The sequence below is a fragment of the Streptomyces sp. HUAS MS02 genome, from assembly GCF_055702265.1.
This window is the reverse complement of the sequence record NZ_CM146747.1, coordinates 9580510-9605537: the sequence shown is the minus strand read 5'-3', so window position 1 is coordinate 9605537 and position 25028 is coordinate 9580510. Positions and strand designations below refer to the sequence as shown.

The 25028-nt window shown below is 71.9% G+C and carries 20 protein-coding genes; 3 read left to right on the top strand and 17 right to left on the bottom strand.

Going from position 1 to position 25028, the window contains the following annotated elements; all coding sequences use genetic code 11:
* Positions 1-71 precede the first annotated feature (71 nt).
* Positions 72-2600, bottom strand: coding sequence for a SpoIIE family protein phosphatase (locus ACZ9QC_RS41490; protein ID WP_472917854.1), 2529 nt, complete (start codon positions 2598-2600; stop codon positions 72-74).
* Positions 2601-2676: 76 nt separating this feature from the next.
* On the bottom strand, positions 2677-6945 hold the full coding sequence (locus ACZ9QC_RS41485) for a HAMP domain-containing protein (protein ID WP_472917853.1): 4269 nt from the start codon (positions 6943-6945) through the stop codon (positions 2677-2679).
* A 479-nt stretch (positions 6946-7424) separates the two neighbouring features.
* Here ACZ9QC_RS41485 and ACZ9QC_RS41480 point away from each other — a divergent pair, with 479 nt between their 5' ends.
* From ACZ9QC_RS41480 to ACZ9QC_RS41470, 3 genes are all read left to right on the top strand, one after another.
* Positions 7425-8315 carry a calcium-binding protein gene (locus tag ACZ9QC_RS41480; RefSeq protein WP_472917852.1) on the top strand — a complete coding sequence of 297 codons (891 nt, stop codon included), beginning with the start codon at positions 7425-7427 and terminating at the stop codon, positions 8313-8315.
* A gap of 186 nt (positions 8316-8501) precedes the next feature.
* Positions 8502-9203, top strand: a complete 702-nt coding sequence (locus ACZ9QC_RS41475; protein ID WP_472917851.1) for a hypothetical protein — start codon at positions 8502-8504, stop codon at positions 9201-9203.
* A gap of 112 nt (positions 9204-9315) precedes the next feature.
* Entirely contained in the window at positions 9316-9681 is a 366-nt protein-coding gene (locus ACZ9QC_RS41470; protein ID WP_472917850.1) for a hypothetical protein, read from the top strand.
* 64 nt (positions 9682-9745) lie between these two features.
* On the opposite strand, the gene hypE is transcribed toward ACZ9QC_RS41470, so the two are convergent.
* From hypE to ACZ9QC_RS41395, 15 genes are all read right to left on the bottom strand, one after another.
* Positions 9746-10828, bottom strand: a complete 1083-nt coding sequence (gene hypE / locus ACZ9QC_RS41465) for a hydrogenase expression/formation protein HypE (protein ID WP_472917849.1) — start codon at positions 10826-10828, stop codon at positions 9746-9748.
* Positions 10821-11948, bottom strand: a complete 1128-nt coding sequence (gene hypD, locus ACZ9QC_RS41460) for a hydrogenase formation protein HypD (RefSeq protein ID WP_472917848.1) — start codon at positions 11946-11948, stop codon at positions 10821-10823. Before hypD ends, hypE begins: the two co-directional genes overlap by 8 nt.
* Positions 11945-12289: a HypC/HybG/HupF family hydrogenase formation chaperone gene (locus ACZ9QC_RS41455; RefSeq protein WP_472917847.1), complete on the bottom strand. Its 345-nt coding sequence runs from the start codon at positions 12287-12289 to the stop codon at positions 11945-11947. Before ACZ9QC_RS41455 ends, hypD begins: the two co-directional genes overlap by 4 nt.
* A gap of 31 nt (positions 12290-12320) precedes the next feature.
* Positions 12321-14747, bottom strand: a complete 2427-nt coding sequence (gene hypF, locus ACZ9QC_RS41450; RefSeq protein WP_472917846.1) for a carbamoyltransferase HypF — start codon at positions 14745-14747, stop codon at positions 12321-12323.
* Positions 14744-15571 carry a hydrogenase nickel incorporation protein HypB gene (hypB, locus tag ACZ9QC_RS41445; RefSeq protein WP_472917845.1) on the bottom strand — a complete coding sequence of 276 codons (828 nt, stop codon included), beginning with the start codon at positions 15569-15571 and terminating at the stop codon, positions 14744-14746. Before hypB ends, hypF begins: the two co-directional genes overlap by 4 nt.
* 3 nt (positions 15572-15574) lie before the next feature.
* Positions 15575-15973 (bottom strand): hydrogenase maturation nickel metallochaperone HypA/HybF, encoded by a 399-nt coding sequence (locus ACZ9QC_RS41440; protein ID WP_472917844.1) that lies wholly within the window; start codon positions 15971-15973, stop codon positions 15575-15577.
* Positions 15974-16118: 145 nt separating this feature from the next.
* Positions 16119-16223 carry a DUF6893 family small protein gene (locus ACZ9QC_RS41435; RefSeq protein ID WP_472917843.1) on the bottom strand — a complete coding sequence of 35 codons (105 nt, stop codon included), beginning with the start codon at positions 16221-16223 and terminating at the stop codon, positions 16119-16121.
* An 11-nt stretch (positions 16224-16234) separates the two neighbouring features.
* The gene (locus tag ACZ9QC_RS41430) at positions 16235-16780 is read right to left on the bottom strand and encodes a hydrogenase maturation protease (RefSeq protein WP_472917842.1); all 546 of its coding nucleotides are present in this window, start codon (positions 16778-16780) and stop codon (positions 16235-16237) included.
* Entirely contained in the window at positions 16777-18258 is a 1482-nt protein-coding gene (locus ACZ9QC_RS41425) for a hypothetical protein (RefSeq protein ID WP_472917841.1), read from the bottom strand. Before ACZ9QC_RS41425 ends, ACZ9QC_RS41430 begins: the two co-directional genes overlap by 4 nt.
* Positions 18255-18947: a DUF6084 family protein gene (locus ACZ9QC_RS41420; protein WP_472917840.1), complete on the bottom strand. Its 693-nt coding sequence runs from the start codon at positions 18945-18947 to the stop codon at positions 18255-18257. The genes ACZ9QC_RS41425 and ACZ9QC_RS41420 overlap by 4 nt, the downstream gene beginning before the upstream one ends.
* A complete protein-coding gene (locus tag ACZ9QC_RS41415; protein WP_472917839.1) occupies positions 18944-19600 on the bottom strand; it encodes a DUF5947 family protein in 657 nt (218 codons plus the stop codon). The genes ACZ9QC_RS41420 and ACZ9QC_RS41415 overlap by 4 nt, the downstream gene beginning before the upstream one ends.
* The gene (locus tag ACZ9QC_RS41410; RefSeq protein ID WP_472917838.1) at positions 19597-20130 is read right to left on the bottom strand and encodes a hypothetical protein; all 534 of its coding nucleotides are present in this window, start codon (positions 20128-20130) and stop codon (positions 19597-19599) included. Before ACZ9QC_RS41410 ends, ACZ9QC_RS41415 begins: the two co-directional genes overlap by 4 nt.
* Positions 20127-21911 carry a nickel-dependent hydrogenase large subunit gene (locus tag ACZ9QC_RS41405; RefSeq protein ID WP_472917837.1) on the bottom strand — a complete coding sequence of 595 codons (1785 nt, stop codon included), beginning with the start codon at positions 21909-21911 and terminating at the stop codon, positions 20127-20129. Before ACZ9QC_RS41405 ends, ACZ9QC_RS41410 begins: the two co-directional genes overlap by 4 nt.
* A gap of 85 nt (positions 21912-21996) precedes the next feature.
* Complete coding sequence (locus ACZ9QC_RS41400; protein WP_472917836.1) at positions 21997-23085, bottom strand: NADH-quinone oxidoreductase subunit B family protein; 1089 nt, start codon at positions 23083-23085, stop codon at positions 21997-21999.
* A 63-nt stretch (positions 23086-23148) separates the two neighbouring features.
* Positions 23149-24966 carry a hydrogenase maturation protein gene (locus ACZ9QC_RS41395; protein ID WP_472921957.1) on the bottom strand — a complete coding sequence of 606 codons (1818 nt, stop codon included), beginning with the start codon at positions 24964-24966 and terminating at the stop codon, positions 23149-23151.
* Positions 24967-25028: the final 62 nt, after the last annotated feature.

Here is a 25028-nt window from a genome sequence, read left to right as displayed (position 1 = left end):
ACCACTCCGTGTGCCCGCCAACGGCGCCCGCAGACGTTCTGTCGCCCGACGGTCGCCCCGGTCGGCGGTGATCAGGCCGGCAGGACCTGGGCCACCCGGACGCCCACGAGACAGGTGTCGTCGTCCGTGTCGGACCTGCTGTAGGTGAGGAGGCGGTCCAACTGCTGGTCGAGGGTGGGGGGCACGGTCCGGGCGGCGGTGAGCAGCTGGGCCAGGGACTCCTCCACGGAGCGGTCACGGCGTTCGATCAGGCCGTCGGTGTACATCAGCAGGGTGTCGTCGACGGCCAGTTGCAGTTCGTGTTCCTCGTACGTCGCCTCGGGCAGGGCGCCGAGCAGCAGGCCCTTGATCAGGGGGAGCGGTGTCGCCTCGCCCGCGCGTACCAGGACCGGCGGCAGATGGCCCGCCCTGGCCCAGCGCAGGGTGTGGCGGTGCGGGTCGTACAGACCGCAGACGGCGGTGGCGGTGACGGAACCCGTCAGGTGGTGGGCCACCATGTTGAGCCAGGCCAGCAGCTGGCCCGGCCCGGCGCCGGTCACGGCGAGACCGCGCAGGGCGTTGCGCAGGACGACCATGCTGGTGGCCGCCTCTATGCCGTGCCCCGCGACGTCCCCGACGCACAGCAGCACCAGCCCGGAGGGCAGCACGACCGCGTCGTACCAGTCACCGCCCACCAGGTGCTGGGTCTCGGCGGGCCGGTAGCGGACGGCCACGCGCAGTCCGGGGGCCTCCAGGGGCGCCTGGGCCGGGGGCATGATGGCGTGCTGGAGCTGGAGGGTGAGCCGGTCGCGTTCGCTCGCCTGCTGCTCGGAGTGGGCGAGTTGGTCGCGGGTGGCGGCGAGGGCGACCTCCGTCCAGTGGTGGGCGGAGATGTCCTGGTAGGCGCCCCGGACGACGAGGAGTCTGCCGTCGGAGTCGAGGACCGGCTCGGCCACGACACGGATGTGCCGGGTGACGCCGTCGGGCCGCTGGAGCCGGAAGGCGGCGGACGCGGAGCGACGGTGGTGCAGCAGAGTGCGCAGGAACCGGCCGATGGCGACGGCGTCGTCGGGGTGGGCGTGGGCGGGCAGGTCCTCCAGCGGGACGGGTCCGCTGATGGAGGGCTTGCCGTAGAGGCTGTAGAGCTCGCCGTTCCAGGTGATCTCGCCGGTGACGAGGTTCTCCTCGAACCCGCCGATGCGGCCGAGGCGTTGGGCGTGCTGCAGCAGGCTCGCCAGCCGCGCGGTCTCGTCCTCTATGCGCCAGATGAGCAGGACGCTGCCGCCGTGGCGGGTGATGTTGATGTCGGCGACGGCCGCCAGCGGGACGTCCTCCACCAGGGAGGTGAGCCGCATCCGGCGGGCGCGGAACGGCTCGCCGGTGGCGTAGACACGTTCGACCTGCTCGAACAGTTCGCTCTCGCCGGCGGCCATGGGATACGTCTCCAGAAGCAGGGCTCCGTTGACGACGCCCCGGGGCCGGCCGGCCGGGTCGAGGAAGCGGCTGTTGACGTGGTGGATGCGGAAGTCGACCAGCTCCCCGGTGCCGTCCAGGTGCGGGACGAGCACCAGCGCGGGGTCGTGGAGCCCGTCGGCGAGGTCCATCAGCTCGGCGACGTCGGGCAGGATCCCGGCGGCCCGCGCCTCGGCTTCGCCGTGGGGCGGGACGAAAGTCCCGAGCGTGTGGGCGCACAGCTCCGCCAGGGCCTCGACCTGGCGGACGATCTGCGGGGGCTGGGCCTCCAGCGGCGCCGGCCAGACGATCTCCAGCACGCCGTGGATGCGGCCGCCGGTGCCGGCGGGGACGGCGACCCGGCCGCCGTCGGGATGGTGGTGGCGGCCGATGGAGGGCAGGCCGGTCTGCGACAGGCAACCGATCCACTGGCCGGCTCGGTCCCCGAGTCCGCGACGGGCGACGGTGACGACGCCCGGCGGGACGTACCGCCAGCGTGTCGCCTCGGCGGCCGAGAACCCGGCGCTGCCGGCCAGGGTGAGGGAGCCGTCCGCGCCCAGCGCCCAGATGGCCACGGCTTCGGCGCCGAGCGGGGTCAGGGCGTGTTCCAGGAGGGAGTCGGCCACGGCCTGGGCGTCGTGGGCGGCCAGTGCGGCGCTCTCGGCGGTCCGCAGCCGTACGGCGAGGGAGCCGCCGCCCGGTGGGTCGTCGGTGTCGTCCCGGCTCGCGGTGGTCGCGAGGAGGGCGGTGGTCATCTCGGAGAGCCGGTCGCGGGCGGCCTGGTTGATGACCTCGACGGCGAACTCCAGGGGTGTCACGCCCGCCTGTTCGGTCAGTTCGGCGAGTTGCAGGGCCGCCTGGGCCGGTCCGCAGCCGAGCCGCTCGACGAGGATGCCCTTGGCCAGTTCGATCACGGCACGGCCGTCCGCCTCCGCGTGGGCGGCCTGCACCTCGCGGCGCAGCCGTTCCACGGTCGCGGCGAGCCGGCCGACGGGCGTGGACTGCCCCTTCGTCTCCAGGGCGTCCGGACCGGCCGTGGGCGGGGCGTCGGCCGACGGCCCGCCCGGCGCCGCACCGGCCGACGGTTGATCACACGCGGCGTCGACCGACGGCTCGTCGGGCGCGGCGTCTGCGTGCTGCGGCTCGGCCGACTGGCTGGGGTTGCTCACGGTTGACCTGTTCCTCGGCTCGGGCGTCCCCGGACGCCACGCGGTGGGCTGGTGCGCGCGGCGGTGCGACGCCCCGTCATACGGCCAGCCACCGTCGGACGCGGCCCATCAGGTCACCCATGTCGACCGGTTTGGTCACGTAGTCGTTCGCACCCGACGCCAGGCTCTTCTCCTGGTCTCCGGGCATGGCCTTGGCGGTGACGGCGATGATGGGCAGGTCGGCGTACTGGGGCATCGCCCGGATCTCCGAGGTGGCGGTGTAGCCGTCCATCTCGGGCATCATCACGTCCATCAGGACCAGTGAGACGTCCGGGTGGGCGAGCAGCATCTCGATGCCCCGGCGGCCGTTGTCGGCGTGCAGGACGTGGAAGCCGTGGAGTTCCAGCATCCCGCTCAGCGCGAAGAGGTTGCGGGCGTCGTCGTCGACCACGAGGACCTTGCGGCCGCGGAAGGCGCCGTCGACGACCTGCGCGGCCGGCCGCTGGGTCTCCTCGGCGCGCACCAGGGACAGCACGTCCCCCGGCTCCTCGGCGGACAGGTGCAGGGTGATGCGTTCACGCAGTTCGTCCAGGCTGGACAGGAAGTCCAGCGGTCGGCCGTCCGCACGGGAGCGCAGCGTCCGCTCGTGCGCCAGGTCCACCCGGTGGCCGGTGTGGACGAGCACGGGCACGCCGGAGAGCGCCGAGTCGCCCTCCATGGCCTGCAGCAGGCGGGCGCCCTCGTCGTCGGGCATGGCGAGTTCGAGGACGACGCAGTGGCAGGGTTCGGCGGCCAGTGTGCTCGCGGCCTCCTGTGCTCCGACGGCGGTGATGATGTCGATCGCGCCGAGGGGGTCGCCGTCGGAGGCGAGGTCGGCGACCGCGCGTTCGGCGACGAGGGTCAGCAGTCCGCGGGGGCGGTCCTCGACGACCAGCAGACGGCGTCGGCGCTGCTCGGGCACCGCGGGGGACGCGGTGTCCGGCCGGGACGCCGGGGGGAGTTCACGGCCGGCGGGGTCGGGGTGCTCCGTCTGCCGGTGGTCGCCGCCGAGTTGTTCCGCGAAGTCGTCGCGGGCCACGGGCAGGTAGAGGGTGAAGGTGCTGCCCTGACCGGGTGTGCTGTCGACGGTGACGGCGCCGCCGAGCAGATGCGCGATCTCCCGGGTGATCGACAGGCCGAGTCCGGTGCCGCCGTACTTGCGGCTGGTGGTGCCGTCCGCCTGCTGGAACGCCCCGAAGATCGTCTCCAGCTGCTGCTGGGGGATGCCGATGCCGGTGTCCTCGACCCGGAACGCCACGACGGGACCGCCGCGCAGGACGCCCACGGGGACCTCGCGGTCCACGGCGGGTTCGATGCGCAGGGTGACGCCTCCCTCCTCGGTGAACTTGACCGCGTTCGACAGCAGGTTGCGCAGGATCTGCCGCAGCCGGGAGTCGTCGGTGAGCAGGTCGGCGGGTGTGCCCGGTGCGGTGGCCACCGTGAAGTCCAGGTTCTTCTGTGACGTCATCGGGCGGAACGTGGCCTCGACGTACTCGAGGAGCTTGCGCAGCGGGACCCGCTCGGGGGCGACGTCCATCTTGCCGGCCTCGACCTTGGACAGGTCGAGGATGTCGTTGATCAGCTGCAGCAGGTCCGAGCCCGCCGAGTGGATGATGCCCGCGTACTCGACCTGTTTGGGCGTGAGGTTGCGCGAGGGGTTCTGGGCGAGCAACTGGGCCAGGATCAGCAGGCTGTTGAGCGGGGTGCGCAGTTCGTGGCTCATGTTCGCCAGGAACTCCGACTTGTACTTGGAGGCCAGGGCCAGCTGCTGGGCGCGTGTCTCCAGCTCCTGCCGTGCCTGTTCGATCTCCAGGTTCTTGGCCTCGATGTCGCTGTTCTGCGAGGCCAGCAGGGAGGCCTTCTCCTCCAGTTCGGCGTTGGAGCGCTGCAGTTCGTCCTGCTGGACCTGCAACTCCTCGGACCGTGCCTGGAGTTCTGCGGTCAGCCGCTGCGACTCCCCCAGCAGTTCGTCGGTGCGGGCGTTGGCCACGATGGTGTTGAGGTTGACGCCGATGGTCGGCATCAGCTGGGCGAGGAAGTCCTGGTGGATCTGGGTGAAGGGGGTGACGGAGCCCAGCTCGATGACGCCGAGGACCTGGTCCTCGACCACGATGGGCAGCACCACCAGGGCGCTGGGCTCGGCCTGTCCGAGTCCGGAGGAGATCGTCACATAGCCCGGCGGCAGTTCCTCGACGCTGATGGGACGACGGTTGCGCGCGGCCTGCCCGACCAGTGAGCGGCCGACGGGGATGCGCTCGGGCCGGTCGGTGTCGTCGGGGTAGCCGTAGGAGCCCACCAGCCGCAGTTCGGGGCCGCGTTCGGTGTCCTCGGCGAGGTAGAAGGCGCCGTACTGAGCGGAGGCCAGCGGTGCGAGCTCGTCCATGATGAGCTCGGCGACGACGGGCAGGTCGCGGTGGCCCTGCATCAGGCCGGAGATGCGGGCGAGGTTGGTCTTGAGCCAGTCCTGTTCCTGGTTGGCCCGGGTGGTCTCGCGCAGGGACTCCACCATGGAGTTGATGTTGTCCTTGAGGTCGGCGACCTCGCCGGACGCCTCCACGGTGATGGAGCGGGTCAGGTCCCCCTCGGCGACGGCGCTGGTGACCTCGGCGATCGCGCGGACCTGCCGGGTGAGGTTGCCGGCCAGTTCGTTGACGTTCTCGGTGAGCCGCTTCCAGGTGCCCTCGACGCCCTCCACCTCGGCCTGTCCGCCGAGCCGGCCCTCGCTGCCGACCTCGCGGGCGACCCGGGTGACCTCGGCGGCGAACGACGACAGCTGGTCGACCATCGTGTTGATGGTGGTCTTCAGCTCCAGGATCTCGCCGCGGGCGTCGACGTCGATCTTCTTCGACAGGTCGCCGCCGGCCACCGCCGTCGTCACCAGGGCGATGTTGCGGACCTGGCCGGTGAGGTTGTTCGCCATCGAGTTGACGTTGTCGGTGAGGTCCTTCCAGGTCCCCGCGACGTTGGGGACGTGGGCCTGTCCGCCGAGGCGCCCCTCGGTGCCGACCTCGCGGGCGACGCGGGTGACCTCGTCGGCGAACGCGGAGAGGGTGTCGACCATGGTGTTGATGACGTCGGCGAGCGCGGCGACCTCGCCCTTGGCCTCGACGGTGATCTTCTGGGAGAGGTCGCCACGTGCGACGGCCGTGGCGACCTGGGCGATCGAGCGGACCTGGCCGGTCAGGTTGGACGCCATGACGTTGACGTTGTCGGTCAGGTCCTTCCAGGTGCCCGAGGCGCCCCGGACGATCGCCTGCCCGCCCAGGTTGCCCTCGGTGCCGACCTCGCGGGCCACGCGCGTGACCTCGTCGGCGAAACCGGACAGCTGATCCACCATCGTGTTGATGGTGTTCTTCAACTCCAGGATCTCGCCCCGCGCATCCACGGTGATCTTCTGCGACAGATCACCCTGCGCCACCGCCGTGGCCACCTGAGCGACATTGCGGACCTGCGCGGTGAGGTTGCCGGCCATGAAGTTCACGGAGTCCGTGAGGTCGCGCCACGTGCCCTTGACGCCCTGGACGTCCGCCTGCCCGCCGAGGCGTCCCTCGGTGCCGACCTCGCGGGCCACGCGCGTGACCTCGTCGGCGAAACCGGACAGCTGATCCACCATCGTGTTGATGGTGTTCTTCAACTCCAGGATCTCGCCCCGCGCGTCCACGGTGATCTTCTGCGACAAGTCACCCTGCGCCACGGCCGTGGTGACCTGGGCGACGTTGCGGACCTGGGAAGTGAGGTTGCCCGCCATGAAGTTGACCGAATCGGTCAGGTCGCGCCAGACCCCGCCGACACCGGGCACCTGGGCCTGTCCGCCGAGCCGGCCCTCGCTGCCGACCTCGCGGGCGACCCGCGTCACCTCGTCGGCGAACGCGGAGAGCTGGTCGACCATCGTGTTGACGGTCTCCTTCAGCTGGAGGATCTCGCCGCGCGCAGGGACGTCGATCTTCTGCGACAGGTCACCCCTGGCGACGGCCGTCGCCACCTGCGCGATGTCACGCACCTGGGTGGTCAGGTTGCCCGCCATGGCGTTGACCGAGTCGGTGAGATCGGCCCAGGTGCCCGAGACGCCCGGCACCTCGGCCTGACCTCCGAGCGTTCCCTCGGTGCCCACCTCACGCGCCACCCTGGTGACCTCGGAGGTGAACACCGACAGTTGGTCGACCATGCCGTTGAAGACGGTGGCGATGTCGCCGAGCAGCCCCTCGCCGTCGGACGGCAGCCGGGTGCCGAAGTCGCCGTCCCGTACGGCCGTCAGACCGGCCAGGAGTTGCCGTAGCTCCTGCTCTCCCGGGGCCCGTTCGACCGTCTCGGTCGTCTTGCCGCTCATGCGCACCCTCGTTCCGCTCCCCAAGAGCCCTCGCGCCGAGGACTCGGAACCCGCGCCGGGCCGTGCAAGGCCCGCTCACCGGCCGGGTTTCCGCAGTTCACGGATCGGCCGGATGAGAAAATCCGGTGAAGGTTAACTCAGTTGTCGTCCGACAACCAAAGCCGGTCGCGAAGATCCCTGCCGCCCCGAAAAGATACCGTCCCAGGCGGAATACAAGCCCGCGCGCGGGGCACTCGGAGGAGTTTTCACGCCGCCGCCCACCGCGCTCCAGGGGTGGCCCGCCGGGCGCCGCGGGGCCGTCTCCCAGGGCGCTCGTTCTTGCCGAGGGGCCACCCTCCCGCCGACCGACCGAGCCCGACTCCGTCGATAGATGGGGGCTCCTCCCCCATGCGCCGCCCGGGCCCGCCGGGGACCGTAGGGGCGGCCCGACGCACCGGCGGTGCGCGGGCAGGTCGACGGACGCAATCGAGAGGGAGTCCATGGCAAGAAAAGCGTTACTCAGGGTCCTGGTGGTCGCGGCGACGGCCGCCTCCGCGGTGACGGTGGCCGGAGGGCCCGCGAGCGCGGCCACCGGTGTGTCCAAGAGCGGGACCAACGTGGTCGTCAACGCCGCGGCGGGGCGCGCCAACAACATCACGGTCAGCCTGTCCGGGAGCAACGTCGTCATCCAGGACACCTCCGACACCCTGACCGCCGGTCTCGGATGCACGCTCCAGGTCAACGGCTCGGTGGCCTGCCCGGTGAACCTCAACACCGACACGGTCGTGGTCAACGCCGGTGACGGCAACGACATCATCACCAAGACCGGCAACGTCCGCGGTGACCTCAAGGGCGAGTCCGGCAACGACGTCATCAACGGCGGCCCCAGCCCGGGCAGCAACATCCTCAACGGCGGTACGGGCAACGACACCTTGAACGGTGGTGTCACCTTCGACCTCCTCATCGGCGGCACGGGCGCGGACCGGCTCAGCGGCGGGGGCGGCGCCAGCGACATCGCCAGCTACCTGGAGAGCACCTCCGGGGTGGTCGTCGACATCGACAACGCCGCCGACGACGGCATCGGCGGCGAGGGCGACAACGTCCTCACGGACGTCGAGATCGTGTACGGCAGCCCGTTCGGCGACACGCTCACCGGCGGCACGGTCAACGACATCCTGTCCGGCTTCGGCGGCAACGACCTCCTGGTGGGCGGCACGGGCAACGACACCCTGGTCGGTGGCGCCGGCAGCGACACCCACAGCGGAGGGGCGGGGAACGACACCCTCGACGCCGTGGACGGCGTGTTCGGCAACGACTCCCTCAACGGGGGCGCCAACACCGACACCTGCACGGCCGACACGAGCGACACCAAGACCGCCTGCGAGGCGTGAGGTGACACGGCGGGGCCGGACCGCGCGGCACCGCGGCCCGGCCCCGCGACGCCCCGCTGGTGGCACCGCGCCGGCCGACGTGCAGAATTCGGCCAGGACGTGAACCGCCGACGGCCGAAAATCGTCCCTTTCTCCCGAGCCGACGGAGCTCACGGGGATCGCGAACAAGCAGGAGAGGGACGAGCCATGAACGTGACGCCGAGGAAGACCCGCCGCAGACCCGGCGCCGCCCGAGCGGTCGTGCTGGGCATCTGCGTCGCCGGAGCGCTGGGGCTCAGCGGCTGTTCCGGTGACGGCGGCACGGAGGCCGCCGACGGGGATGTGAAGGCGAGCGCGACGGCGACGAGCGGCTCGCACGCCGAGGACGCCGAGGACGGCAAGGGCGGCAAGGGCGGCGAGGGCGGCGAGGAGGACGGAAAGAGCGGCGGCACCGCCGGGACGCCCGACGCGAAGGCGTCCGCCGGCGCGGACGACGACTCCGACTCGGGTGGCGCGGACGGCAGCGAGGGCGGCAGCGGGGGCACCGACGCCGGGGACGACTGCGATCACAAGATGCCCATCTCACCCGACGAGATCGCGGTCTACCGCTACACGCCCGAAGGCGGGTCCCTGAGCCTGATCGTCAAGCACGGCAACTGGGGGTGCGGCACCCCGGACTCGGACGGCGCCCCCTTCGAGACGGTCGGCAAGGAGACGTACATCCCGATGGACCAGGCCGCCGACATCACCGTGACCACGCCCATCGTGGAAAGCACCACGAACCAGCCCATCGGCGTCCAGGAGTTCCTGGACTGGCTGGAGGCCCACCCGAACTCGGGCCTCGTCTTCACGTACCACCTCGGCGACGACGGTGCCATCGACCGCCTCGACGAGGTCTTCACCCCCTGACCCCGGCCGTCACGGGCTCGATGTGCTCCAACCATGACAAGGAGGGACAATCGACACATCGCGGTGACGCATGGTCGCCGCCTCCGTCGCCCACGAACAGACAGGTCGGACCATGTCGAAGAAACCACGTTCGTCCGAACCGCCGCACGGCAAGGGCCCGAGCCGTCACCGGGGCACCGAGCAGCACGGCTGGTCGCCCGATGTGGACGAGACCCGCCAGCAGGACAACCCGAGTGCCCCGCGCTCCTTCCGTACGGCCGAGCACGCGGAAGCGGCGGGCCGGGGACGGAAGAAGTCCGCCGCGGAGACGAAATCCGTCCCGGGTGACACGGCGAAGAGTCACGGGGCGCGCGGCGAGGAGTACGGCGACGCCGACGAGAAGGGCCGCCGCGACACCGGCCGCAAGGGCCGCTCCCAGCGTCCCAGCGGCACCAAGGACGCCGCCGCGAAGACCGGCGTGGACCCGCAGGACCCGTAGACCGGGCGGCCACCACAGGGGGTGGCGGGTGTCGAGCGGGTCCGGCGGGGACCGCCGGCCCGCGTCAGCAGATCCTCGGCAGTTGTTCGCCGATCGGCAGGTCGACCACCCGCGTGCCGCCGAGGCCGGTCCTGGCCACGACCATGCCGGGATGCTCCTCGACGGCCTCGCCGATGATCACGGAGTCGGCCCCCAGGGGGTGGGCGCGCATCGCCTCCAGTACCGCGTCGGCGTGCTCGCGCGGGACGAAGGCCACGAGCTTGCCCTCATTGGCGATGTAGAAGGGGTCCAGGCCGAGAATGGCGCAGGCGTTGGCCACCGCCGACGGCACAGGGACGTCGCGTTCCCTGATGACGACCCCCGTGCCGGAGGCCGCCGCGATCTCGTTGAGGGCCGCCGCCAGGCCGCCTCGGGTGGGATCGCGCAGGACGTGCAGCTCCGGGGTGACGGCGAGCATCGCGTCGACCAGACCGCCGAGGGCCGCGCAGTCGCTCTCGATCTCGACGCCGAACTCCAGTCCTTCCCGCACGCTCATGATCGCCACACCGTGGACGCCGACGGCCCCGCTGACGATCACGACGTCGCCGGGGACGACCCGTTGAGGCCGTAGATCGACGCCGGCCGGGACGAGACCGATGCCGGCCGTGTTGACGAAGACCCCGTCGCCGTGGCCGGCCTCCACCACCTTGGTGTCGCCGGTGGCCACCTCCACCCCGGCGGCGCGCGCGGCCGCGCCGAGCGCCTGGGCGACCCGGGTGACCACATCCAGCTCGACGCCCTCCTCCAGGATGAAGCCGCAGGAGAGGTAGGCGGCACGGGCGCCACGCATCGCGAGGTCGTTGACAGTGCCGTTCACCGCGAGGTCGCCGATGCTGCCGCCGGGGAAGAACAGCGGCCGCACCACGTAGGAGTCGGTGGAGAACGCCAGCCGGGCCCCGCCCAGCGCGAGAACGGCCGCGTCGCCCATCTGGGAGAGCACATCACCGCCGTAGGCCGGTGCGAAGATCTGCTCCACGAGTTCGGCGGAGAGCGCTCCCCCGCCGCCGTGGCCCATGACGACCCGGGGCCTGTCACGCACGGGGGCCGGACATGTCCACGACTCGATGTCGAGGGTGGTGGGGGCGGGGAGATCGGTGGTGTCAGACAACGGGGCTCGCCTCCCGGGCCTTGGCGGCGGGCATGTCCAGCCGCCGGTAGAGGTAGTACGCGGCGCAGGCTCCTTCGCTGGAGACCATCGTGGCCCCCAGGGGCGTACGCGGTGTGCACAGGGTGCCGAACGCCTCGCACTCGTTCGGCTTGAGCAGCCCCTGCAGAACCTCTCCGCTGCGGCACGCGGCGGGCTCGACCGTGCGGATCCCACCGACCGCGAAGCGGTGCTCGGCGTCGTGGTCGCGGTACTTCGGTGACAGCCGCCACCCGCTGTCGGGGATCACCCCGATGCCGCGCCAGGCCCGGTCGGTGACCTCGAAGACGTCCTCCAGCATGGCCCGCGCGGCCCGGTTGCCCTCGGGGCGGACGGCGCGGGCGTAGGCGTTGTCGACGGTGTGCTCGCCGCGCTCGAGCTGACGGACGGCCCGGCGTACGCCTTCGAGGATGTCCAGCGGCTCGAAGCCCGTCACCACGATGGGGACGCGGAACCGCTGCGCGAGCTCCGGGTACTCCCCCACGCCCATGACACTGCAGACGTGCCCGGCCGCCAGGAAGCCCTGCACCCGGCAGCTCGGCGAGGACATGATCGCCTCGATGGCGGGCGGTACGCGGACGTGGGACACCAGCATGCTGAAGTTCTTGACGCCCAGCTTCCGGGCCTGATGGACCGTCATGGCATTGGGCGGCGCGGTGGTCTCGAAGCCGATGCCGAAGAACACCACCTCGCGGTCGGGGTTCCGCTGGGCGATCCGCAGCGCATCGAGCGGCGAGTACACCACCCGTACGTCGCCGCCCTCACCCCGGACCTGGAAGAGGTCCCGGCCGGTGCCCGGCACCCGGAGCATGTCACCGAAGGAACAGAAGATCACCTCCGGCCGTGAGGCGATCTCCAGCGCCTTGTCGATGACCTCCAGCGGGGTCACGCACACGGGACAGCCGGGGCCGTGGATCAACTCGACCTCGTCGGGCAGAAGTTGGTCGATGCCGTGCCGGATGATGCTGTGCGTCTGCCCGCCGCACACCTCCATCAGGGCCCACGGCCTGGTCACCGTGGCACGGATGTCGTCGAGGAGCCGTCGCGCCAGCTCCGGGTCCTGGAACTCGTCGATGTACTTCACCGGTCGCGCACCTCTTCCGCCTCTACCGCCGGCGTCTCTGCCACCGGCACCGATCCCACCGGCTCCACGCCCGCCTCCGCCGCCGCCATCTCCCACGCGTCGCCGAACTCCTCCTGCAACATGCCGAGTTCGGCGAAGAGTTCGAGCGTCTGCCGCGCCGACTCCTCGTCCAGCCGTTGCAGGGCGAACCCGACGTGGACGATGGCGTACTCACCGACCCGCAGGTCGGGCAGATACTCCAGGCACACCTCCTTGACCACCCCGCCGAAGTCGACGGAGGCCATCCGGGTGCCGTCCCGTTCCTCGATGTCCAGCACTCTGCCGGGTACCGCCAGGCACATGAACCTCTCCTCGCTGTGGGTCGCGCGTCGCTCAGTCGGTGGCAGTGGAAGCGGTCCGGGCGGCCACCATCAGCTGGCCCAGTGCCAGCCCGCCGTCGCCCGGCGGCACCAGCCGGTGCCGCAGGACCGTGAAGCCGTCCCCGCGCAGGGCGCGGGCGCAGGCCGAGGAGAGCAGCGTGTTGGCGAACACGCCTCCCGTGAGGGCGACCGTGTCCAGCCCGTGCCGCTCCCGCGCCCGCCGGCACATGCCGTGCACCAGAGCGGCCACGCCCCGGTGGAAGCGTGCCGCGATCAGGGCCGGTTCGACGCCCGCGCGCAGGTCGTCGACGATCGCCGCGAGCACGGGCGCCGCATCGGCCCGTACGGCGCCGACCTCGCCGTCCGCGCCGTTCTCGCCGTACCCGCCGTACCCGCCGTTCTCCGGATCGTGGAGGGCGAAGGCGTACGCCGTGGTGTCCTCGGCCGGTGCGAGCAGGGCGGCCGCCTCCCATTCGACGGCGGCCTGCGCCTCGTAGCCGGCGCGGTGGCAGACCCCGGCGAGGGAGGACACGGCGTCGAAGAGCCGGCCCATGCTGGACGTGGGGACACAGTTCAGAGAGCGCTCCAACTGCCGCTCCAGCAACGGCATTTCGTCGGGCGGGCAGGCCGCGGTGCAGGCCAGGTCGTCGGCCCAGGCGATCCCGGCCGCCCGCAGATGGGCCAGCGCCATGCGGTACGGCCGCCGTACGGCCGCGTCGCCGCCGGGCAGCGGGACGTAGGCGAGGTGCCCGAACCGGGTGAAGCCGTCGTAGTCGGCGAGCAGGAACTCCCCGCCCCACACCGCGCCGTCGTCGCCGTGGCCCGTGCCGTCGAAGGCGACGCCGATGACGGGCCGGGTGCCGTCGAGCCCGTGCTCGGCCATCGCGGCGGCGATGTGCGCGTGATGGTGCTGAACGCGGACGACGGGCCGGCCGGCCGCGTTCCGTTCGGCCCAGCGGGCGGAGCGATAGCCGGGGTGCCGGTCGGACGCCAGTGTCCCGGGCCGCACCCCCGTGAGCGACTCCAGCTGCGCCGTCGCGTGCTCGAAGGCGCGCTGGGTGCCGAGGTCGTCCATGTCGCCGATGTGGGCCGACAGCCAGGCGTGGCGGCCCGAGCCCAGGCAGAAGGCGTTCTTCAGGTCGCCGCCCACGGCGAGGGCGGGCCGTACGGGCAGGGGGAGGGTGAGCGGCAGCGGCGCGTAGCCGCGGGAGCGGCGGAGCACGAGCGGCTCGCCGTCGCAGACCCGAACCACCGAGTCGTCGCACGGGACGTGGATCGGCCGGTCGTGGACGAGCCAGGCGTCGGCCAGGTGCGCGAGCCGCTCCAGTGCCTCGGTGTCGTCCGTGACGATCGGTTCCCCCGACACGTTGCCGCTGGTCATGACGAGCAGCCGAGGGCCGTCCGCGTCGCCGGGCAGGCCGAGCAGCAGATGGTGCAGGGGCGTGTACGGCAGCATCACGCCGAGATCGGGACTGCCGGGCGCGACGGCCTCGGCGGGGCGCACGACGTCGACGGCGTACGACGGTCGTGGCCGCCGCCTCATCAGGACCACCGGCCTGGCCCGGCTCTCCAGCAGTTGCTGCTCCTCGGGGCCGAGCCGCACGAGGTGCCGGATGTCGTCCGTCGCCCCGGTCATGACGGCGAACGGCTTGTCGCCGCGCGCCTTGCGGCGTCGCAGCAGGTCGACGGCCGCCTGGTTGGTGGCGTCGCAGGCCAGGTGGTAGCCGCCCAGGCCCTTCACGGCGAGGATCGCGCCCCGCGCCAGCAGGGTGCGCGCCTCGACGACCGGGTCCCCGCCGTCGGCGCTCCTCGGGCCGCCCTCGTCGGCGACGAGCAGCCGCAGCCGGGGGCCGCAGGCCGGGCAGGCGACCGGCTGTGCGTGGAAGCGCCGGTCGGCCGGATCCCCGTACTCGCGGGCGCAGTCGAGGCACATCGCGAAGCTGGCCATGGTGGTGTGGGCCCGGTCGTAGGGGACGCCGGTGACGATCGTGAAGCGCGGGCCGCAGTGGGTGCAGTTGACGAACGGGTGGCGGTACCGACGGTTGGTGGCGTCGGCCAGTTCGGCGAGGCAGTCGGCGCAGGTGGCGGAGTCCGGGGAGACCAGGGTGCGGGCCGGTCCACCGGAGTGGGAGGCGAGGATGGTGAACGTCGTGCCGCCGACGGGAGGCACCTCGCGGTGGTCGACGGAGTCGACGCGGGCCAGCGGGGGCGCCTCGGCGGCGATCCGGTCGCAGAACCGGGCCACGGCCGAGGCGGTGCCCTCGACCTCCACGACGACGCCCTCCGGGGTGTTGGTCACATGGCCGGCCAGGGCGAGGTCCGTGGCGAGGCTGTAGAGGTAGGGCCGGAAGCCGACGCCCTGGACGACTCCCCGGACGGTGACGCGGCGCCGCAGCCGGGTGACCTCGGTGACGACGGCCTGGGCCTGCGGGGCGCTCACGACTGGGGGTGGGCCATGGCTTCGGGGGCCTCCGGGTGCGTGGGGGTGGGGCCATGCGTGTGGCCGTGGCTGTGGCTGTGACCATGAGCGTGCTCGTGACTGTGGCCGTGGCTGTGGCTGTGCCCGTGGTGGTGGGGCTGCCGGGACATGACCGGCGCGTGGGCGGGTGAGCCGTCCGCGGTGGCCAGCGCGCGGTCGAGCAGTGCCCCGACGCCCCACCCCCGGCGGGCCGAGGTCAGGATCACCTCGACGCCGGGGTTGACCTGTTCCAGGTTCTTGCGGAACGCGACCTCGTTGAACTCGACGGCCTCCGCGAGGTCCGTCTTGGTGACCACGACCAGCTGGGCCAGACCGAAGGCGGTGGGGTACTTGAGCGGCTTGTCCTCGCCCTCCGTGACGGCGGCGAGGGCGACCCGGAGTGTCTCCCCCAGGTCGTAGGAGGCGGGGCAGACGAGGTTGCCGACGTTCTCCACGAACAGCAGCCGGACGTCGTCGGGCAACCAGCCGTCCAGTTGCCCGGCGAGCATGCCGGCCTCCAGATGGCACAGTCCGTCGGTGAGCACCTGTTTCACCGGCACACCCGAACGCGCCAGGCGGATCGCGTCGTTCTCGGTGGCGAGATCGGCGCTCAGCGCCGCCACGGGGATCGACCGCTCGCGTGCCCGCAGCAGTTCCTGTTCCAGGAGCGCGGTCTTGCCGCTGCCCGGGCTGGACAGCAGGTTGACGACCGCGGTGCCCCGGGCCGTGAGGGCGGCGCGCAGTTCGTGGGCGCTCGCGTCGTTCTTCGCGAGCACGGCCTGGCGCAGGTCGGCGACACGGCACATGGTTCAGCTCTCCTCGGAGATCGGTTCGCGGGGGGACGGACGCGCGGGGCCGCCGTCCTCCCAGCGCACGTCTACGATCTGCAGTTCGCGGCCCGCCAGCAGTTCGGTTCGCGTACCGCCGCACGCGGGACAGGTGAGTCGGGGAGGCATGCCGACGGCCCACTCGTGGGCGCAGGGGGTGCAGCGGGCCCGCCCCGGCACCTCCTCGGTGACCAGTTCGGCACCGTCCAACAGGGTTCCGGCGCAGGCCAGTTCGAAGCAGAAGGCGAGGGAGTCGGGAACGACGCCAGCCAGTTCGCCCACCTGGAGCCGGACCGCACGCACCGCCGTGACGTCTCCGGCCCGGCCGGCTGCCTCCGCGACCTGGTCGACGACGGCCAGCGCGACGGACATCTCGTGCATGGGTCTGTGGTCCTTCCGCAGCCTGCCTTGCGCCGGGGTTCATTACAGGTGTGCGCGCGCGGATCCCGCGGCCCGCCGCGCCGTCACGGCACGGCGGGTACGCCGTTCGACGCAACCGCTCGGCGCACCCACCGACGGCCGTGCCTCACATCCGTCGGATGCGCAGGTAGCGCCTGAGGTCCGGCAGGAGCTCGGCGGCGACGGCGACCAGGGCGGCCATGGCCGCTCCTCCGATGACGATCTTCTTCATCCCGTCTCTCCTCATGTCGGAGCCTCAGCGGTTGAGGCCCGTGCCACGGACGGCTCGCCGTTCCGCAGCAGCTCTTCGATCAGCCGGACGGCCTCCGGCACGGCGGCGGACACCGGTGCGCTCAGTCCGATGCGCTCGTCCGCCGAGGCCGGTTCGCATCCGACGACCAGGACGCGGCGGGGTGGCTCGCCGCCGGTCCCGGCGCAGAGGGTGCGCAGCAGCGCCAGGACGGTGTCGGGGGTCATCCGGTGGCCGTCGAGGGCGGGGGTGCCCGGCGACGGGTCCGGCGCCGTGTCGTCGTGCTCGATCACGTACAGCGTGCCGGGGGCCTCGCCGCGTGCCGTGGCGTCGACGAGGACGAGGGTGTCGTAGCCGTCCAGGAGCTGGTAGGCGAGGTGCACCCCGCGCACACCGATGTCCACGACCTCGGTGTGGCCGGGCAGGTCGCGCTCGGCGAGGCGGCGGGCGGTCTCCACGCCGAAGCCGTCGTCGCCGAGGAAGATGTTGCCGATGCCGGCGACGAGGGTTCTGGGCCCGGAGCGCGTGGAGCCGCTCATGCGTCGTCCTCCAGCGGGGTGACCTCGTCGGGCTGGAAGTACAGGTACCGTCCCTGCTCGCGCCGGATGTCGGCGCCCGGGTCGCCCTCGACCGTGACCGCCAGGTGCACCCCGCCGTCGACGTCGTGGAGCACCGCCTCGACCTCGGCCGTGCGGCCGCGCAGGAAGATGTCCTGGGCGTCGGTGCGGCGCAGCCCCGGGCGCAGTTCGACACGGCTGCCCTTGCCCACCGACCGGCCGTCGACGACCACGCGGTCCCGCGTCGGGTCGTAGCCCGCGTCGCTCGCGGGGTCCCACCAGGGCGTGTCCGGCCGAGGCACCCCGTACTCGTCGGGGAAGCCGTCGACACCGGCGCCGAACGCGGGGCCGAGGGCGACGGTGTCCGGGAGGCCGGGGCCCGGGGCGGCGGGGTCGGGGACAGTGATCTCGCGCAGGCTCCGTACCGCGCCGTGCAGCCGTTCCAGGACCTCGGGCGGCATCGAGTCGGCCAACTCGATGACGGCGGCGGCCCGATCGTCGGTGCCCCGGGCCTCGCGCTTCTCCTCGTCGGTGAGGGCCGCGGTGCGCAGTGCGAGGATCTCGTCGATCTCGGTGGCGTCGTAGAGCGCGCCGGGGCTCTCCGGAGCGATGGCCGGGTGGTCGTCCAGGATGATCGGTGAGGACAGCACGAGGTCGGCGCGGCCGGGTTCCCCGGCGAGTACGGGCCAGGTGTGCAGGTTGCGGCAGGCGGCGACCGCGTCCCTGGCCCACTCGGGGGGATCGGTCATCGACAGGAACGATCCGGCGCTGAGGGCCATGAGCAGGTGGGTGGCCACCAGGGAGTGCGGCAGCGCGGCGTCCCGGTCGGCGCCGTGTCCTTCGGGCGGGGTCCAGCCGCTGGTGTTCTCGACGACCGCGGTCAGGCGCAACGTCCGGTAGGGGCCGTCGAGTTCGCGGGCGGACAGCCGTACCGTCCCGTGGATCTCCTCGCGGCGCCGGAGGAGTCGGCCGACGGTACGGCCGGCCGCGTCCAGGACCGGCGCGGTGTCCTCCCGGGCCGGGAGGTGGAAGGGGTGGGTGACGCCGTCGCCGAGGAGCGCGTCCACCGGCGCGATCACCTCGACGCGTTCCTCGACGCCCTCGTCCCAGGGCACCAGCACGCGGTCGTCGAGGTCGAGTTCGGGGACGGTGTCGAAGCCGCCGTCCGGGCGCGCCCGCTGCACCGTGCGCCGCCGGGCGTGCAGGAAGCGCACCTCCACCGAGAGGGTCGCGCCCGCCCTCGGTTCCATCAGGCATTCGGTGTGCTGGAAGTCGTGTTCGTCGCACTCGGCGCCCCAGGCGGGCGGCACGAGCACCCCGAACTGCCAGCGCAGCCGGTTCTTGGCCGCCGAGGCGCGGTACGGGTAGAGCACATAGCCTTCGAAGAGGACGGCGTCGGCCACCTGCCGGGCGAGGGCGAACCGTTCCTCGGTCTCGGCGGCGAACGCGGTGAGGGTCACGTGTCGGTCCTTCCGGTGCTGCCGGTGAGGGCGCGCAGCGGGTCCCTCGCGGGGGCTTCGGCCGCGCGGCTGTCGTCGAGCAGGGAGGTGAGGGTCGCCTCCCAGGAGGACAGCGCGTGCCGGGATCGGTAGGCGAGGAGGGCGTCCATGGTGTCGCGGGGCAGCCGGATCCAGCCGCAGCCGGGGAAGTGCTGCTCGATCATCTCCCGCCAGGTGGCGACCGGCATGCGGAAGGCGGCCTCGCGGTCCCATGGGACGGGTTCGACCCGGAAGCCGCCGGTGCCGGTGAACGCCGTGCCGGAGAACAGCATCAGCAGGGGGACCTCGCCGTCGGTGAGGGCGGTGAGATAGCGGGTGGCGGCGATGTCCATGTCGTAGGTGCAGGGCACGACGAGGTCGACATCGGCTTCCCCGGTGAAGCTGGGCACCATGAGCGCGACCTGGGCGAACTGCACCGGTTGGAGGGTGCTGCCCCAGCGTGAGCGCTCGCCGAAGAGGTCGGTCAGCCCGTCGGCCTCGGCCGGCTCGTAGGTACGGTGGGCCGGTTCGATGCGGATCTGGCAGCGCAGGGCGACGGCGTGCACATGGGCGTTGTCGGCGGCGGTGACGCGCAGCCGGAAGACGAGCGTGGGTCCGGCGGCGTACCGGTCGGCGCGGACGCCGGTGCAGGCGAAGGAGAACTCCGTCATGGCCGCACCGCCTCGTCCACGGGCCGGGCGCGTCGTGCGACGTCCGCGAAGAAGGTGTCCAGGGCGGCGCGGGCCTCGGCTCCGCCGTCGAAGCCCTGCCAGAGCAGGCGCATGCGGCCGACGAGTTCGTAGCAGATGTCGATCGGGACGAGGTGGCACTCGCCGCGGCCGTCGGTGCGGTGCAGCAGCAGTGCCTCCACGTCGGGTTCGAGGAGGTCGGCGAGGCGGCTGCCGGCGAGGACCGTTTCCCAGGTCGCCGGTTCGAGTTCGCTCTCGGTGGCTCCGGCCGGGCTCGGGTAGAGGGCGACCAGCCGGTCCAGCGCCGCGTTGCGGAAGAGGAAGGCGACGCCGACCGGGATCTGCAGCGCCTCCCAGGCCGTGTCGTCCAGGTGGTGTGCGGGGTCGGTGAGGTAGCGGGCGGGGACGGCGCGGAAGCGGCCCGCGGCGGCGCCGGGCTGTTCCATCAGCAGCGCGCAGGGGCCGCAGGCGCAGACGAGGGCGCGTCTGTCGGTGTCGACGAGGTGGCGGTGGTCCTCGGGCACGACCACCGCGCAGAGTTCGCACCGCTCCTGGCGCGGTGGACGCTCGGTGCGGAACCGCCGCAGGCCCGCGCCGGGACCGGCGTTCGGCGTGGGGGCGGTCGTCGTGGTCATCGGGCCCCCGTCGGCGCCGAGCCGATCTGCAGGAGCGGGGGTTCCACGGGGGCGGTCTCCACGTGGACGGCCCTGACCTCGGGTGCGAAGCAGACGAGGGCCGCCTCCGCCGCCTGCCGGGCGTCCGCGGCGGAGCCGCAGCCGCAGCCGCCGGACGCCCGGGCGCGCACCCGGAGCGTGCCGGTCGGTTCGTCGAGGTCCATGACGTCCAGGGTGTGCTCACGGACGGTGTCGAGGGCGCGGGCGATCCGGGTGTCGCGGTCCTCGGGGTGCAGGTCGTGCAGGACCAGGAGGCTCGCGACGAGTTCGTCGCCGAGCAGCCGTGCCGACGGGTCGCCCGGCGCGGAGGACAGCAGGTGGAGGATGCGGGCCAGGCCGGCCCCGTAGAAGTCCATGAGGGCACGGACGAGTTCCTCGGCGGCCGCGGTGACGGCCGGGTCGCCGCTCTCGGCGAGGCGGTCGAGCACCTCCTCGACCCTGCGTCCGGTCTGCTCCGCGGTCACCGGCGCCGTCGCCGTCGGCGCGCTCATCCGCCCAGTCCGCTCAGGCCGGTGGGGACGTGCATCGACTTCACGGTCCTGCCGTCGCCGACGTACATGTGGACGCCGCAGGGCAGACAGGGGTCGAAGCTGCGGACGGCGCGCATGATGTCGATGCCCTTGAAGTTCTCCGGGGTGTTCTCCTCGAAGATGGGCGTGTTCTGCACGGCGTCCTCGTACGGGCCGGGGGTGCCGAAGGTGTCCCTGGTGCTGGCGTTCCAGGGGGTCGGCGGGTACGGGTGGTAATTGGCGATCTTGCCGTCGCGGATCACCATGTGGTGGGAGAGGACGCCGCGGACCGCCTCGGTGAAGCCGACGCCGATGCCCTGGTCGGGGACCTCGAACTTCTCCCAGGTCTGGGTGCGTCCGGCGCGGACCTCCGCGAGGCCCTTCTCCGCGCAGTGCAGGGCGACTGCTGCGGCGTAGGCCTGGAAGTAGGTGCGGGCGCGGTTGCGTTCGAGGGCGTTGGACCACTTCGGGATCCGCCACTCGAAGGTGGTCTCCGGCTTGGTCATGGTGCGGGGCAGGTTGATGACCACGCTGTGGCCGGTGGCCTTGATGTAGCCGATGTCGACGAGCCCGGACAGGGCGGTGGACCACAGGCGGGCGATGGGGCCGCCGCCGGTGTCCAGGGCGAGGTGGTCCTTGCCGTCGAACCAGCGCGGGGACATGACCCAGCTGTACTTGTCGTCGAAGTTCCGCTTCTGCGGGGCCGGGATGGTGTGCTGGTTCCACGGGTGGCGCGGGTCCACCGGGTTGCCGAGCGGGTCGTGGGTGACGAACTGCTCCTGGCCCTGCCAGTCCTCGTAGTACGAACTGCCGAGGAGGATGCGGATACCGAGGTTGATCTCGGTCAGGTCGTTGGTGACGAGCTTGCCGTCCACGACGACGCCGGGGGTGACGAACATCTTCCGTCCCCAGTCGGTCATGTTGGCGTAGGTGAAGTCGCAGTACTCGGGGTCGTTGAGCGCGCCCCAGCAGCCGAGCATGACGCGGCGGCGGCCGACCTCCTCGTAGCCCGGCAGGGCCTCGTAGAAGAAGTCGAACAGGTCGTCGTGCAGGGGTACGACACGCTTCATGAACTCGACGTAGCGCATGAGGCGGCTCATGTAGTCGGTGAAGAGCTGGACGGAGGCGATGGTGCCGACGCCGCCCGGGTAGAGCGTGGAGGGGTGCACATGGCGCCCCTCCATCAGGCAGAACATCTCGCGCGTGTAGCGGCTGACTTGGAGCGCCTCGCGGTAGAACTCGCCCTCCAGGGGGTTGAGCGAGCGCATGATGTCGGCGATCGTGCGGTAGCCGTGCTCGGCGGCGTGCGGGGCCTCGGTGCGCTCGGCCAGTTCGAGGACACCGGGGTTGGTCTCCTTGACCATTTTCTCGCAGTAGTCGACCCCGACCAGGTTCTCCTGGAAGATGTTGTGGTCGAACATGTACTCCGCCGACTCACCGAGGTTGATGATCCACTCACCGAGGTGCGGGGGCTTCACGCCGTACGCCATGTTCTGGGCGTACACGGAGCAGGTGGCGTGGTTGTCGCCGCAGATGCCGCAGATGCGGCTGGTGATGAAGTGGGCGTCGCGGGGGTCCTTGCCGCGCATGAAGACGCTGTAGCCACGGAAGACCGACGACGTGCTGTAGCACTCGGCGACCCGCTTCTGCTTGAAGTCGATCTTCGTGTGGATGCCCAGGGAGCCCACGATCCGGGTGATCGGGTCCCAGGCCATCTCCACCAGGCCACTGCCGTCGTCGGCCGTCTTCGTCTTCGGTGCCATCTGGGTGGATGCCCTTCGTTGCGTCACTGCGCGGGAGTTGGGGTGGGGTGCGCGGGGAGGGGAGCCGGCTGTTCCTGGGGGTCGCTCACCACGGGGGCCGGTAGCCGGTGGTGATCTTCTCGCCGGTACGGCGCCACTTGGGCTCCTTGTCCACGGTCCTGGCGGTGATCGACCGCAGTCTGCGGACCACGGCGCCGTACGCCCCGCTGGCTCCGCTGGACACCTTGGCGCCGGGGGGTTCGTCCATGAACGGCATGAACTTGTCCGGGAAGCCGGGCATGGTGCAGGCGATGCAGATGCCGCCGACGTTGGGGCAGCCGCCGATGCCGTTCATCCAGCCGCGCTTGGGCACGTTGCACTTGACGACCGGCCCCCAGCAGCCGAGTTTGACCAGACAGGTCGGCGAGTCGTACGACATCGCGAACTGGCCCTGCTCGTAGTAGCCGGCGCGGTCGCAGCCCTCGTGCACGGTGGCTCCGAACAGCCAGGTGGGGCGCAGCTTGTCGTCCAGCGGGATCATGGGGGCGGCGCCAGCGGCCTGGTAGAGCAGGTAGGTGAGGGTCTCGGAGAAGTTGTCCGGCTGGATCGGACAGCCCGGGACGCACACGATGGGGATGCCGGCGTGGGACTTCCAGTCCCAGCCGAGGTAGTCCGGCACGCCCATGGCGCCGGTCGGGTTGCCCGCCATGGCGTGGATGCCGCCGTAGGTGGCGCAGGTGCCGATGGCGACGACCGCCAGTGCCTTGGGGGCGAGGCGGTCGATCCACTCGCTGGTGGTGATCGGCTGACCGGTCTCCGGGTTGTCCCCGAAGCCGCACCAGTAGCCCTCGGGCTTGATCGCCTCGTTGGGGATGGAGCCCTCCACGACGAGCACGAACGGGTCGATCTCGCCGCGTTCGCCCTTGAAGAACCACTCGATGAAGGTGTCCGAGCCGCCGATGGGGCCGCATTCGAAGTCGATGAGCGGCCAGTGCACGGCGATCTTCGGCAGCCCCGGCAGCGCACCGAGCACGATCTCCTCGATGCTGGGCTGCATGGCCGCCGTCAACGCGACCGAGTCGCCGTCGCAGCTCAGGCCCGCGTTGATCCAGAGGATGTGGATCGTGGGCGTTTCGTCGGCGGGCGCAGCGCCCGTGTCTGCGGCATCGAGTGTGCCCGGCGTCGCCTCAGTCATGGGACCGCCTCCTGGGGAGGTAAGGGATGAAAGCCTGTAATTCGGCCGTCGTTCTTCTTGGTATCAGCCGTCGAACCGCGACGGGACGACAGAGGGGGCCGTTCCGGTGACGTCGTCGGCGGCGGGCATCGGGACGGTTCGCGCAACCCGGGCCGCCGCCAGGTGCGGCGGGGTGCGCGAGGGCCGCTCCTTGCGGACGAAGGAACGGCGCAGCGCGTGGTACGGGGCGTCCGCGTCGTCGAAGGTCCGGCGCATCAGGGTGAGCTCCCGCTCGCGGAAGCCGGCCAGGGGGGTCGTGCTCTCCAGCCGGTCCAGCTCGGTCTTCTTCGCGGAGATCCGTGACGCCGTCGCCGGAAGAGCGGCAAGCCGTGCCGCGAGGCCGGCGACCTCGCCCGCGAAGGCGTCGGGGCCTCGGTCGACGACCCGGTCGACGAGCCCGAGCCGCAGCGCGCTCGCCGGACTCAGCGGCAGGGCCTCATCCATCAGTCGGCCGGCCGTCGCCGCGCCCACGCGGCGCGGCAGGGTGAGGGTCCAGTACTCCGAGCCGTACAGGCCCATCAGCCGGTAGTGCGGGTTCAGTACGGCGCCCGAGCGGCACCACACCTCGTCGGCCGCCAGGGCGAGCATCACGCCTCCGGCGGCGGCGTTGCCCGCGACCGCCGCGACCACCAGCCGGTCGGTCGTCGTCAGGACCGCCTCGACCAGGTCGTCGATGGCGTTGATGTTCGCCCAGGACTCCGCGGCGGGGTCGTCGGCGGCCTCGATGACGCCCAGGTGGATCCCGTTGGAGAAGAAGTCCCGCTGACCGCCCAGCACCAGCACCGTCGTGGGCCGTGCGCACGCCTCGCGGTAGGCGTCCAGGAGACGGCGGCACCGCTCGGTGCTCATCGCACCGCCGGGGAAGGAGAACGACAGGTGGCCGACGTTCCCCTCCTCCCGGTAGTGGATGTCCGACCAGGTGCGCCGCGGGTTCTCGGGCAGGCAGGGCAGGGCGCGCTCGGGCAGCGGCGGCAGCCGGTCGCCGAGAGCCAGTACGGCGGGCAGCTTGAAGGTGGGCGGCTGTCCGGGCACCCTCCGGGGCCGCAGCTCGGGAATCCACACGGCACCGTCCCTGGTGGCCCGGCAGATCGCCCCGGCGCGCGTGGCCAGCAGTTCCCCAGGGCGCCCGCGCAGTACCCCCTCGGCGTGGCCGCCGTGCAGGTACCACTCCCCGCCGAGCAGCACGTCCAGGACGCCGGGCTGCGAGTCCGCCGCCCGCAGCTTGCGCAGGACGTCCCGGGTGGAGTCCTCGTCCCAGTCGATGCGGCGGACGCTCTGGTCGAGGTGGGGACGGGTGCGGGGGCCGGAGGGTGCGGCTCCGCCCACAGTGGCACGCGTGTGGGCGTCGGCGGTGCCCGACGCGGCCTGCTTCAGCGGTACGTACGTGCCGTCGGCGAAGCGCTCCACCGCGAGCAGCACGGCCTCGATCGCGGCGTCGGCGATCTCACCCCGGTACAGCTCGCTCTTGGCCACCGGAGGAACCCGGCAGGGCACGGAGGCCCACACGTCACCGGCGTCCATCTCCGCGTCGGCCTGGAGGACGGTGACGCCCCACCGGTCGGCGCCCTCGTGGATCGCCCAGTCCAGGGAGGACGGTCCCCGGTCGCCCACGGGCCCGGGGTGGACGACGAGGCAGGTGTGTGCCGACCACACCTCCTCGGGGATCGCTGTCCTGAGCATGGGCGCGACGATGAGTTCCGGTGCGTGACGACGTACGGCCTGCGGCAGGGGGTTGTCGGGCACGGCCAGTTCGACCGCCACCGTGTGGCCCCGGTCGCGCAGCTCGGCGTGGACGCGCTGGGTCAGGCTGTTGAAAGCGCTGGCTAGGAGCAGGATGTGCACGGCTGCCTCCGGGCGGACGAACGGCAGGCAGGGATGACCGCCGACCGAGATCCTCGGCCACG